The sequence below is a fragment of the Serratia sp. NA_112.1 genome, assembly GCF_052691715.1.
The window spans coordinates 629,276-641,974 of record NZ_JBQZFO010000002.1 but is presented as its reverse complement, the minus strand read 5'-3'; the positions used below and the strand labels follow the sequence as shown (position 1 = coordinate 641,974).

Sequence of the window (12,699 nt, the reverse complement as noted above, 5' to 3'; positions counted from 1 at the left end):
CCTTGTTATACCGGCTGCCGTTGAACGAATACGGCAGGCGGACTCCCTTGTATTACTCACCCCTGTTGGCGTGGCGTAATACCCCTCGTTACTGCTTGATGATGTACAGGTTTTTCACATCGGTGTAATCCAGAGGGTCTTTACCGGTGAAGCCCCCCACCGACGGTTTGATCAGGCGTGCACTGACGCGGTAATACACCGGGATTAACGCCGAGTCTTTATCCAACTGAGCCTCCGCCTGCTGATAAAGGGCAGCACGCGCAGCCTCGTCCGGCGCTTTTAGCGTGCTGGCCATCAGGGAGTCAAACGCCGGGCTCTTGTAGAAAATGGTATTGATACTGCTATTGGAGACAACCAGATTCAGGAAAGCGCTGGGCTCGTTATAGTCCCCGCACCAGGTGGCCCGTGCCACGTCGTACTGCCCCTGATGGCGGCTTTCCAGCGAGGTTTTCCACTCCTGATTGCGCAGCGTGACATCCGCGCCGAGGTTTTTCTTCCACATTGACGCGGCAGCGATCGCCTGTTGTTTATTTTGATCTGAAGTGTTGTACAGCAATGTAAACTTCAGCGGTTTAGTCGCGCTGAAGCCTGCCTCGGCCAACAGTTTTTTCGCCTCGGCATTGCGTTGCTCCTGGCTCCACCCTGCCCATTCCGGCGTCGTGAATTTGGCACCTTCGGTAAAGCTCGGGGTAAAGCTGTAGGCCGGGATCTGCCCCTGCCCCATGATCTTGTTGGCAATGATGTCGCGATCCAACGTCAGTTTCACTGCAGCTCGCACTCGGGCATCGGTAAAAGGTGCGCGCTGGTTGTTAATCTCGTAATAAAAGGTGCACAGGTAAGGGTTAACGTGCAATTGCTCAGGGATCTCGCTTTTCATTTTCGCAAACAGGTTCGGCGGGATGGCGCTGTTGGTGATATCGATTTCACCGCTGCGGAAGCGGTTGACGTCACTGACCTCTGAGGAAATCGGCAGGAAAGTGGCCTGATCGATAACCGTTTTCTTGTTGTTCCAGTAACTCGGGCTGCGTTCAAACACAATGCGCTCATTCACCACCCAATCTTTCAAGCGATAGGCACCATTACCGACATAGTTTGCCGGCAGCGTCCACTTGTCACCAAACTTCTCAACCACCGAGCGTTTTACCGGTTTCAATGAAGTGTGGCTCAGCATACTGATAAAATACGGCACCGGCTCGCTCAGCGTGACCTGCAACGTTTTATCATCGACAGCTTTAATCCCGAGCGTTTGCGGGCTTTGCTTGCCTGTCAGAATGGCGTCGATATTTTCAACTTTGGCGTACTGCAGGTAGCTGGCATAAGGTGAGCCAATTTTCGGATCGGCCAGGCGCTGCCAACTGTAAACAAAATCCTGCGCGGTAACTGGCGATCCGTCACTCCAAACTGCGTCGGGACGTAGGTGGAAAGTCCAGGTTGTAAAATCCTGGTTTTCCCAATTGATCGCCGCAGCCGCGACCACGTGGCCATTAGCGTCAGTGCTGACCAGTCCTTCCAGCAGGTTCAGAATAATATTGCTTTCCGGTATGCCTTCAACCTTGTGCGGATCCAATGAAGCCACTTCCGAGCCGTTGTTAATGACAATTTTCTGCTGCTCAGCCAATTGCACCCCGGTCGGAACATCAGCCGCCTGAACAGAATAAACAGCGCTGATACTCAGCAAGCCGGCAATCAACATAGCCAATGGAGTGTGCTTTAGGGTTTGCTGCATGGTCGAGGCTCCTTTTCACCAACAAGCATTGCTTATCGATATTCGTGAAGTATTTATAAGAATTCTAAATAAACAGACACCAGCAAAAATCATTCCCACTTTGTCGACGCGAGACCATTAATTACGCGTAGAAAGTTGCTCGGAAATTAGCAGAAGGCAATTTCCATAGCCAATAATTTTTACAGAAATGTTAAGCAATTCTCTTTTATTGCACCAGGCGGGTTTTGTCCCCCTGACGAAGGGGTAACGAATCCTCAAATCAACCAATTGATTTTAATCATTAAAATTGAAATTGGCACTATCAAAGCCGTACGCAGCGAACCCACACACCAGATAAAGAAACATTCATTTAACAAAGACGTCGTTCAAAGAACAAACACCTGCTTATGTGCGGTTAATCACTAATAACACCTGGATGAAAGCGAGACAAGCCCTACAGAATGATGTGATTAAATTAACAACAAATTTGATATCCGGGAGGCAAAAAAGGGCAGAAAGTGAGGAAGATAAGGGGTAAAAACAACGCTTAGAGCTTTTATTGAGCAACAAGTTGAGATTTATGCCACATTATGGTGCAAGTGAAGAAAATTCATTCATATTTCGCACTATATTAATGCGAGTTAATAATAGTTTTTATTTTTAAAATTAATTTGAGTCGCGAATCATCCTATTCGCGACTCATTCGGCTGATTACAACAAGCCGGGGAATATCGCCTTGATGCCAGTCACGATAAACTCGATACCCAACGCCATCAGCAGCAACCCCATGATACGGGTGATGACGTTAATGCCGGTTTGCCCCAACAAACGTACCAGTAAAGGTGCTGCCCGGAACAACAACCAGCAGCAAAAGGCAAACAACGCGATAGCCAGGCTAAACCCCAGCAGATTCTGCCAGCTATGGTAACGGGAACTCCAGACAATGGTGGAACTGATAGCGCCCGGTCCGGCCATCAGCGGCAATGCCAATGGCACGACCCCAATGCTCTCACGGATCGCGCTCTCTGATTTTTCCTGTTTGTTCTGTTTGTCCTCACCCAGTTTGCCGCTGATCATCGACATGGCAATGCTGACCACCAGGATACCGCCGGCAATGCGGAACGAGTCAATAGAGATACCGAACATGCGCAAAATCCCTTCCCCCAAAAACAACGAGGTCCACAGGATGATGGCAACTGACAGGTTGGCGGTCAGGTTGGTTTTATTACGTCCAGCCGCCGCCTGGTAGCTGGTCATGCTGATAAATACCGGCAAAATACCCACCGGGTTTACCAGTGCAAACAGGCCGACAAAAAACTTAATGAAGCCGGAAAAATCCAACAGAGATTGGCCCACAAATGACTCCGCTTTAATAGCTCTAAAAGTGACACTGCCTTCGCGCGCTAATGTAATAGAATTGCCACGGGTAATCCATTGTTCATGGGCGAGATTTATCTCTATTTACATCCACTTCGATAAGATAATTCTCTATTGTTAATAGCAATGTACGGTTTATGATTTTTTATGTTGAGAAAAGTGCCTACATCGCAGTTATCAAGAATGATTCTCAAAAACCATGGCTGAATGGTGTCAGCTTGCATTTTTTATGATTTAAATCACAAAATAGCTAACCAATAGTAGTTAAGCTCTTAGTCGTAGTCAGGGAGTAGAACAGGTTAAGGAAAAAGTGGCATCTCTGTTCGGCCCGCTGTCTTCTCCTGCTGAAGCATCGGGTAAAGCTCTTTAAGCAAATCAGCAGCATGCGACAAAAAATGGCGGAAAGCCTTTGTTTTTTAAACGGCATTGCCCATCGGTCTGTCTATACTACTTGCTCGCACGACTGATTTACTGAAAGAGTTTAACATTATCAGGAGAGCATTATGGCTGTAACAAATGTCGCTGAACTGAACGAGCTAGTTGCACGTGTCAAAAAAGCCCAGCACGAATATGCCAACTTCACCCAAGAACAAGTTGACAAGATTTTCCGCGCTGCTGCCCTCGCCGCTGCCGATGCCCGTATTCCTCTGGCCAAACTGGCCGTTGAAGAGTCAGGTATGGGGATCGTTGAAGATAAAGTGATCAAGAACCACTTCGCATCAGAGTTTATCTACAACGCTTATAAAGATGAAAAAACCTGCGGTATCCTGGCCGAAGACCATACTTTCGGTACCATCACCATTGCAGAGCCTATTGGCCTGATTTGCGGTATCGTGCCTACCACCAACCCAACTTCTACGGCCATTTTCAAAGCGTTAATCAGTCTGAAAACCCGTAACGGCATTATCTTCTCTCCGCACCCACGTGCGAAAAACGCTACCAACAGGGCAGCGGATATTGTATTGCAGGCCGCGATTGCCGCCGGTGCACCGAAAGACATCGTCGGCTGGATCGACCAACCTACCGTTGAACTGTCCAACCAGTTAATGCATCACCCTGACATCAACCTGATCCTTGCGACCGGTGGCCCAGGCATGGTTAAAGCCGCCTACAGCTCCGGTAAACCGGCTATCGGCGTTGGCGCAGGTAACACCCCGGTTGTGGTTGACGAAACTGCGGATATCAAACGCGTTGTCGCCTCAATTCTGATGTCTAAAACCTTCGACAGCGGTGTGATTTGCGCCTCTGAGCAGTCGGTCATCGTGGTTGACTCCATCTATGATGCAGTTCGTGAACGTTTCGCTAGCCACGGCGGCTACATGCTGCAGGGTAAAGAACTGAAAGCCGTACAGGACATTATCCTGAAAAACGGCGGCCTGAACGCGGCTATCGTTGGCCAGTCTGCACCGAAAATCGCTGAAATAGCAGGCATCACAGTACCGGCAAGCACCAAGGTACTGATCGGTGAAGTGAAACTGGTTGATGAAACCGAGCCTTTCGCTCACGAAAAGCTGTCTCCTACGCTTGCCATGTACCGCGCCAAAGATTTTGCCGACGCCGTCAGCAAAGCGGAAAAACTGGTTGCCATGGGGGGTATCGGCCATACCTCTTGCCTGTATACCGACCAGGATAACCAACCAGAACGCGTTGCCTTCTTCGGCGACAAGATGAAAACCGCACGTATCCTGATTAACACCCCAGCGTCTCAGGGGGGTATCGGTGACCTGTACAACTTTAAACTCGCTCCGTCTCTGACGCTGGGCTGCGGTTCCTGGGGCGGTAACTCCATCTCTGAAAACGTCGGTCCAAAACACCTGATCAACAAGAAAACGGTAGCGAAGCGAGCAGAAAACATGTTGTGGCATAAACTTCCGAAATCAATCTACTTCCGCCGCGGCTCACTGCCTATCGCGCTGGAAGAAGTAGCGACCGACGGGGCAAAACGCGCCTTCATTGTGACCGACCGCTACCTGTTCAATAACGGTTATGCTGACCAGATCACTTCCGTTCTGAAGTCTCACGGCATTGAAACAGAAGTGTTCTTTGAAGTTGAAGCAGACCCAACGCTGTCCATCGTGCGTAAAGGCGCTGAGCAGATGAATTCCTTTAAACCAGACGTGATTATCGCGCTGGGCGGTGGTTCACCGATGGACGCGGCGAAAATCATGTGGGTGCTGTACGAACATCCTGAAACCCATTTCGAAGACCTGGCGCTACGCTTTATGGATATCCGTAAGCGTATCTACAAGTTCCCGAAAATGGGCGTCAAAGCGAAAATGATCGCCGTGACCACCACCTCAGGTACCGGTTCAGAAGTGACCCCGTTTGCAGTAGTGACCGACGACGTGACCGGCCAGAAATACCCATTGGCGGATTACGCTCTGACTCCGGATATGGCCATTGTTGACGCCAACCTGGTGATGAACATGCCAAAATCCCTGTGCGCCTTTGGCGGCCTGGATGCTGTGACACACGCACTGGAAGCTTACGTTTCAGTACTGGCGAACGAATACTCTGATGGTCAGGCGCTGCAAGCGTTGAAACTGCTGAAAGAGTATCTGCCAGCCAGCTATAAAGAAGGTGCCAAGAACCCGGTCGCCCGTGAACGCGTGCACAATGCAGCGACCATCGCCGGCATCGCGTTCGCCAACGCCTTCCTGGGGGTTTGCCACTCAATGGCCCACAAACTGGGTTCTGAGTTCCACATCCCGCACGGTCTGGCCAACGCCATGCTGATCTCCAACGTTATTCGTTATAACGCGAACGACAACCCAACCAAGCAAACGGCCTTCAGCCAGTACGACCGCCCACAGGCTCGTCGCCGCTACGCTGAAATCGCTGACCACCTCGGTCTGGGCGCACCAGGCGACCGTACCGCGCAGAAAATCGAGAAGTTGCTGACCTGGCTCGATGAGATCAAAGCTGAACTGGGTATCCCGGCATCAATCCGTGAAGCCGGTGTAACAGAAGCCGATTTCCTGGCGAAAGTCGACAAACTGTCTGAAGACGCCTTTGACGACCAATGTACCGGTGCCAACCCGCGTTATCCGCTGATTGCCGAACTGAAGCAAATCATGCTGGATACCTTCTACGGCCGTAAGTTTAGTGAAGCGGAAGATGAAGAAGTTTTGGTAGTTCCAGCGGCGGCCAAAGCAGAAAAAAAGGCCAAAAAATAACGGTTCATTGAACCAATAAAAAAACCGCCGAAATGAACTGCACCCCAAAAGTTGGATCCCCAACTGAGTAAGGTGCAGTTTTTTATGAGCAAGTATTCTCTCAGCTTCAAGCTTAAGGTCGTGCAGCACTATCTTTCCAGCCGGGAAGGTCAGAAGGCGACGGCAAAGCGTTTTGGTATCGATCACAGCGCCGTTCGTAAGTGGTCTGCAGCCTGGGGCTTCATGGCGACGCAGGGTTAAAGGCCGGTATGGATACCGCAGGATAGCGCTTGCCGTTCGCCGGGAAGGAAGTCAGTTGAATCATAAAACGGTTCAGAGTCTGATGCAGAAAATGGAGTTAACTTCCTGTATCAGAAGGAAGAAATATGCCTTTTACAAAGGCCGATACGGAAAAGCCGCGGGTAATGTACTGAACCGTCGGTTCAGCGCGGACAAACCGAACCAGAAGTGGGTAACGGACGTGACGGAATTTAAAATTAGTGGGGAAAAACTGTATTTATCGCCGGTCCTTGACCTGTATAACGGTGAAATCGTCGCGTATCATATGGAACCTCATCCGCGCCTGTCGATGGTGGACGAAATGCTGACTAAGGCACTGTCAGCGCTGAATGAAGGTGAATATCCATTACTGCATTCAGATCAGGGCTGGCAGTATCAGATGGCGCATTATCAGAAGCGGCTTAAGGAAGCAGGGCTGAAACAAAGCATGTCACGAAAGGGAAACTGTTATGACAATGCGGTGATAGAAAGCTTCTTCGGCACGCTGAAATCGGAGTGCCTGTAACTGGGTGACTACAGTAATATTAGTGAGTTACGAACAGCAATCGACAAATATATCTACTATTACAACCATGAAAGAATAAAACAGAAACTGAAAGGCCTGAGTCAGGTAGAGTACCGAACCCAGGCCCAAATAGCCGCCTGATGTAAACCGTCCAACTCTATGGGGGTCAGTTCAGAAAGGCGGTTTTTTTATGCAGTACGTTGACCAGTATTTACCTGAGTGCGCAATAGCGTTTAAACACGCCACAAGGCTCCCTGTAGCGTTCTAAACGCTACTCCAGTGCCTGTATGGCTTCCTTGTAATGCTTGCGGCAAACGGAGACGTAGCTCTCATTCCCCCCTATCACGACCTGCTCACCAGCATGCATCGCCTGTCCGTTCTCATCCAGCCGTAGCACCATATTAGCCTTGCGTCCGCAATGACAGATAGTTTTCAGCTCTACCAGTTTGTCTGCCCAAGCCAGCAAGTATTGGCTGCCAATGAACAGCTCTCCCAGGAAGTCGGTGCGCAAGCCATAACACAAAACCGGAATATCCAGTTGGTCGACGACATCACACAATTGCTCAACCTGCTGTTTCGTCAGGAACTGACTTTCATCCAACAACACGCAATGTACCGGTTGCTGTTGATGTTCCTGTGCAATCATCGCATAGATCATCGACTCATTATTATAGAGCTGCGCCTGTGACGACAGCCCGATCCGCGAGCTGACCTTGCCGACACCAAAACGATGATCTATTTCGGCGGTAAACACCAGCGTACGCATACCACGCTCTTGATAATTATATGAAGATTGCAACAACGCAGTAGATTTCCCTGCGTTCATAGCAGAGTAATAAAAATAAAGTTGAGCCATGGGCCCGCAACTCCAATGGTATAAGAAATATTCGAAGGTTGATTCAGAGGTAAAGTGTACCATAACCTGCCGACCTGCTCACGCCTCTGGGTTAATCAACATCCCGCAAAACGAATGCCAACTTTCAAGTGAAACATTCCGTTTTCTGTACAACGTACTTTTACATCTATTTACAGGATGACTTCAGTCTGACATCACATTTAATTACGGCTAATGATTAGCACGCGGCATTAATGGTTATGCCAACACCCTGCATTAATGGTTATGCCAACACAGTAAAGCCCCAACCGGTCCGAGCCGGGAGGAATTAAAGCTATTAACACCACTTGGCACCATGCCAGAGTATTTAATGACAGAAAACAGCCTGGGTACAGTTCTTGACGTTATCTTTACTCGTATACCCCCATTGTTTACAGTGTTTGCATACTTGGTCGCGTGCTTTAACCCACATAATTCGACGTAATATTGATATAAAACACAATTATAACTTAACCATGAAAGCCATTTCGGCATAGCAAACATACCGTCACTGTTGAAAATTTGACTTAAAAATGACGGTTGTAATACTTATCTCCCCTGCCTATATTAGCCAGAGTGTTCTGGTTTTGTGTTTTAAAAGGTAAATTTGAGCCTTCCTTTTCAATTTGGCTATTGCAGAAAAGAAAAGAGCACTCTATTATTACCCCGACGCCCCCACCAATATAATTTGAGACTAGGACAATGAGCGAAGCATTAAAGATTTTGAACAACATCCGTACTCTACGCGCACAGGCAAGAGAATGCAGCCTGGAAACGCTGGAAGAAATGCTTGAAAAACTGGAAGTTGTTGTGAACGAACGTCGCGAAGAAGACAGCCAGGCTCAAGCAGAAGTTGAAGAACGCACCCGTAAACTGCAGCAATATCGTGAAATGCTGATTGCTGACGGTATTGATCCTAATGAACTGCTGCAAACTATGGCTGCAACTAAAGCCGCCGGTAAAGCTAAACGTGCAGCACGTCCGGCTAAATACCAATATAAAGACGAAAACGGCGAACTGAAAACCTGGACTGGCCAGGGCCGTACCCCAGCAGTGATTAAGAAAGCTATCGAAGAGCAAGGTAAATCTCTGGACGATTTCCTGCTGTAATAGCATTCCGCTGCAAGTTAAAAAGGCTCCCTTGGGAGCCTTTTTGTTACGCTTATTTTAAGAAGTAGTAGAACCCAAGTCAGGCTATGCGTAATTATCCTATGTAGGTAACCTTCTACCTCATTGGTCTTGCCTCTCGGCTATCTGACCTTTTCTGACTTTAGCAAAGCATAAAAAAAGGGGCCGTGGCCCCTTATAGCATTTACGTAAAGCTCAATTACTGAACTTTATAAAAAGACTTATACCATTCAACAAAGCGTTTTACACCTTCTTCCACGCCGGTTTCAGGCTTGAAGCCAATCACGCGATAAAGCTCCGCAGTATCGGAACTAGTATCCAACACGTCGCCAGGTTGCATCGGCAACATATTCTTATGCGCCTCAATCCCCAGAGCCTGCTCCAATGCGCTGATGTATTCCATCAACTTCACCGGATTGCTGTTGCCGATATTATAGACATGGTACGGCGCAGAGCTACTTGCCGGAGACCCCTGTTCCACCGTCCAGGCTGCATTCGGTTGCGGAATAACCGCCTGCAACCGCACAATAGCCTCTGCGATATCGTCAATGTAAGTAAAGTCACGGTGCATCTCCCCGTGGTTATATACATCGATGTTCTCACCTGCCAATATGGCCTTGGTAAATTTAAACAGCGCCATATCCGGACGCCCCCACGGGCCATAAACGGTAAAGAAACGCAGACCGGTGGTAGGCAGACCATATAAATGGGAGTAACTGTGCGACATCAGCTCATTGGCTTTCTTGGTTGCCGCATACAAAGATATCGGGTGATCAACAGAATCTTCGGTCGCAAAGGGTAACTTACGATTTAGACCATATACCGAACTGGAAGATGCATATAATAAATGCTCGACTTTATTATGTCGGCACCCTTCCAGCACATTCAAATGCCCGATAAGATTCGAGTCTGCATACGCCAGCGGGTTGTCCAATGAATAACGCACCCCGGCTTGCGCACCAAGATGAACCACCCGTTGAAACTTATGCTCGGCAAACAGCTGCGCCATGCCCTCACGGTCGGCCAAATCCAGCTTGATAAACCGGAAAGCAGGTTTATCCGCCAGCAGCTCAAGGCGCGCCATTTTCAGGCTCACATCGTAATAATCATTCAGGTTGTCGATACCGATAACCTGATGCCCAGCGGCCAACAGACGCTCAGCGGTGTAGTAACCAATAAACCCTGCCGCGCCTGTAACCAGGAATTTCATATTTATCCCTTAAATAACCGGCTGAATGGACGCACCGCGGCCAATAGCATAATAGGTAAAGCCACGACTTTCCAAACGTTCAGGATCAAACAGGTTACGACCATCAAAGATCACCGGTTGCTTTAACGAACCTTTAATCACGTCGAAATCTGGTGCGCGGAAGTTCTGCCATTCGGTACAGATAACCAGTGCGTCAGCACCCTGCAGCGCAGCTTCCTTGGTACCTACCAGCTTCAGATCGTCACGCTGACCGTAGATGCGCTGAACTTCGTTCATGGCTTCAGGGTCGTACGCCTGAACGGTAGCGCCCGCTTCCCACAGTTGCTCCATCAGCACCCGGCTGGAAGCCTCACGCATGTCGTCGGTATTCGGCTTGAATGCCAGCCCCCAAAGCGCAAAGGTTTTACCTTTCAGACCTTCACCAAAGTGATGTTTGATGAACTTGGTCAGCTTAAATTTTTGCTGATAGTTAACCTGCTCTACGGCTTGTAACAGTTTTGGCTGGTAGCCGATATGTTCAGCGGTGCGGATCAAAGCCTGAACGTCTTTCGGGAAACAGGAGCCACCATAACCACAGCCTGGGTAGATAAAGTGATAGCCAATACGGGAATCAGAACCGATCCCCTGACGCACTTTCTCAATGTCTGCACCCAGCATTTCGGCCAGATTAGACATTTCATTCATAAAGCTGATTTTGGTCGCCAGCATACAGTTGGCAGCATATTTGGTCAGTTCAGCACTACGAATATCCATCATGATCATGCGATCGTGGTTGCGGTTGAACGGCTCATACAGCTCGCGAATAGGTTCAACCACATCTTTGTTATCGGTACCGATAACAATGCGCTCAGGACGCATGCAGTCTGCTACTGCCGCGCCTTCCTTCAGGAATTCGGGGTTGGAAACCACATCGAAAGGAATCTGGCTGCCGCGTTTGCGCAGCGTTTCTTCCATAACCTGACGAACTTTATCTGCGGTGCCGACCGGCACAGTAGATTTATCGATCACTACTTTATGATCGGTCATATGTTCTGCGATGGTACGAGCTACGGCCGTCACATACTTCAGGTCGGCAGAGCCGTCTTCATCCGGTGGCGTCCCCACGGCGATGAACTGAATGGTGCCATGTTCAACGCCGGCTTTAGCATCGGTGGTGAACTGCAGGCGACCTGCTTCATAGTTTTGCTGTACCAACGGCGTCAGGCCTGGCTCAAAAATAGGGATATTTCCTTTCTTCAGGTTTTCGACTTTACGCTCGTCTATATCAATACACATAACGTCGTGGCCGACTTCAGCCAACACCGCAGCCTGCACCAGGCCAACATAGCCAATACCAAAAACTGTTACTTTCATGGGAAAATCCTAGTTTTTCAATTTAAGACGAAAGATGAATAAATTATTTCTTATCAACGGTCAGTAACTGTTTCAACCACTGAGTGAACTCTTGGCCCAGCCCGGCATGGCGCATGCCATATTCGACAAATGCCTGCATATAACCCAGCTTGTTGCCGCAATCATGGCTGATCCCTTTCAGGTGATACGCCTCTACCGTCTCTTGCTGCATCAGCATTTCAATGCTGTCGGTCAGTTGGATTTCACCACCCGCGCCCGGAGGGGTTTTCGAAAGCAGCGGCCAGATATCGGCAGAGAGTACATAGCGGCCAACAATGGCCAGGTTGGAAGGGGCTTCATCCGGCGAAGGTTTCTCGACTACGCTGACCATCGGGGCGCTTTCGCCCGGCTGCAGTTCATAACCTTTGCAATCGGCCACGCCATAGTTGCCAACATCTTTATGCGGCACAGGTTCAACCATAATCTGGCTGATACCCGTTTGTTCAAAACGCTGCAGCATTTCGTGCAAATTGTCTTTTTTCAGATCGGAGCTGTACTCATCGAGGATCACGTCCGGCAAAATCACCGCCACCGGTTCGTCCCCCACCAGTGGATAGGCACACATAATCGCGTGCCCCAGCCCTTTAGCCACCCCCTGACGCACCTGCATCACGGTAACGCCCTTGGGACAGATAGACTGCACTTCATCGAGCAACTGACGCTTAACGCGTTTTTCCAGCATCGCTTCCAGTTCAAAACTGGTATCGAAATGGTTTTCGATCGAATTCTTGGAGGAATGGGTAACCAACACAATTTCGTTAATCCCTGCCGCAATACACTCATTGACAACGTATTGGATCAAGGGTTTGTCAACCAACGGCAGCATTTCTTTAGGAATGGCTTTTGTCGCCGGTAACATCCGTGTTCCCAAGCCTGCAACCGGGATCACAGCCTTTCTGACTTTACGATTTACAGCAGGCATTATTTCCTCTCTTAATAGCGCTCAGTTTATGAGCTTCATCCGCCATACAAAAACCCTCGGAGTATACCAGCTTATGACTGACTGGCATTAACCGCGGCACAAATAGAAAAACTTTAGGACAATTACCCAAT

The 12,699-nt window shown here is 49.0% G+C and carries 9 protein-coding genes and 1 pseudogene; 4 read left to right on the top strand and 6 right to left on the bottom strand.

All coding sequences use genetic code 11. From position 1 onward, the window contains the following. Window positions 1-88 precede the first annotated feature (88 nt). Entirely contained in the window at window positions 89-1,726 is a 1,638-nt protein-coding gene (locus ACUTQ5_RS07410; RefSeq protein ID WP_445650706.1) for an ABC transporter substrate-binding protein, read from the bottom strand. A gap of 690 nt (window positions 1,727-2,416) precedes the next feature. Beyond that, the gene (locus ACUTQ5_RS07405) at window positions 2,417-3,061 is read right to left on the bottom strand and encodes a YchE family NAAT transporter (protein WP_012145429.1); all 645 of its coding nucleotides are present in this window, start codon (window positions 3,059-3,061) and stop codon (window positions 2,417-2,419) included. A 524-nt stretch (window positions 3,062-3,585) separates the two neighbouring features. Between ACUTQ5_RS07405 and adhE the strand changes: the two genes are divergently transcribed. The 3 genes and pseudogenes from adhE to ACUTQ5_RS07390 form a co-directional block, all read left to right on the top strand. Then, complete coding sequence (adhE, locus tag ACUTQ5_RS07400) at window positions 3,586-6,258, top strand: bifunctional acetaldehyde-CoA/alcohol dehydrogenase (protein ID WP_445650705.1); 2,673 nt, start codon at window positions 3,586-3,588, stop codon at window positions 6,256-6,258. A gap of 84 nt (window positions 6,259-6,342) precedes the next feature. Continuing rightward, on the top strand, window positions 6,343-6,498 hold the full coding sequence (locus tag ACUTQ5_RS07395) for a helix-turn-helix domain-containing protein (protein ID WP_445650704.1): 156 nt from the start codon (window positions 6,343-6,345) through the stop codon (window positions 6,496-6,498). Continuing rightward, window positions 6,497-7,183: pseudogene (locus tag ACUTQ5_RS07390) on the top strand (IS3 family transposase); the annotation flags it as partial. The gene ACUTQ5_RS07395 and the pseudogene ACUTQ5_RS07390, both read left to right, overlap by 2 nt. 130 nt (window positions 7,184-7,313) lie before the next feature. Here the strand turns inward: ACUTQ5_RS07390 and ACUTQ5_RS07385 are convergent. Then, entirely contained in the window at window positions 7,314-7,898 is a 585-nt protein-coding gene (locus tag ACUTQ5_RS07385) for a thymidine kinase (RefSeq protein ID WP_445650703.1), read from the bottom strand. A gap of 720 nt (window positions 7,899-8,618) precedes the next feature. Between ACUTQ5_RS07385 and hns the strand changes: the two genes are divergently transcribed. Next, complete coding sequence (gene hns, locus ACUTQ5_RS07380) at window positions 8,619-9,026, top strand: histone-like nucleoid-structuring protein H-NS (protein WP_006321188.1); 408 nt, start codon at window positions 8,619-8,621, stop codon at window positions 9,024-9,026. Window positions 9,027-9,243: 217 nt separating this feature from the next. On the opposite strand, the gene ACUTQ5_RS07375 is transcribed toward hns, so the two are convergent. Genes ACUTQ5_RS07375 through galU form a run of 3 tightly spaced genes read right to left on the bottom strand, consistent with a single transcriptional unit; the run spans window position 9,244 to window position 12,568 of the window. Beyond that, entirely contained in the window at window positions 9,244-10,254 is a 1,011-nt protein-coding gene (locus ACUTQ5_RS07375) for an NAD-dependent epimerase (protein WP_445650702.1), read from the bottom strand. A gap of 9 nt (window positions 10,255-10,263) precedes the next feature. Next, complete coding sequence (locus tag ACUTQ5_RS07370; protein WP_445650701.1) at window positions 10,264-11,607, bottom strand: UDP-glucose dehydrogenase family protein; 1,344 nt, start codon at window positions 11,605-11,607, stop codon at window positions 10,264-10,266. A gap of 43 nt (window positions 11,608-11,650) precedes the next feature. Beyond that, the gene (gene galU / locus ACUTQ5_RS07365) at window positions 11,651-12,568 is read right to left on the bottom strand and encodes a UTP--glucose-1-phosphate uridylyltransferase GalU (RefSeq protein ID WP_445650700.1); all 918 of its coding nucleotides are present in this window, start codon (window positions 12,566-12,568) and stop codon (window positions 11,651-11,653) included. Window positions 12,569-12,699 lie beyond the last annotated feature (131 nt).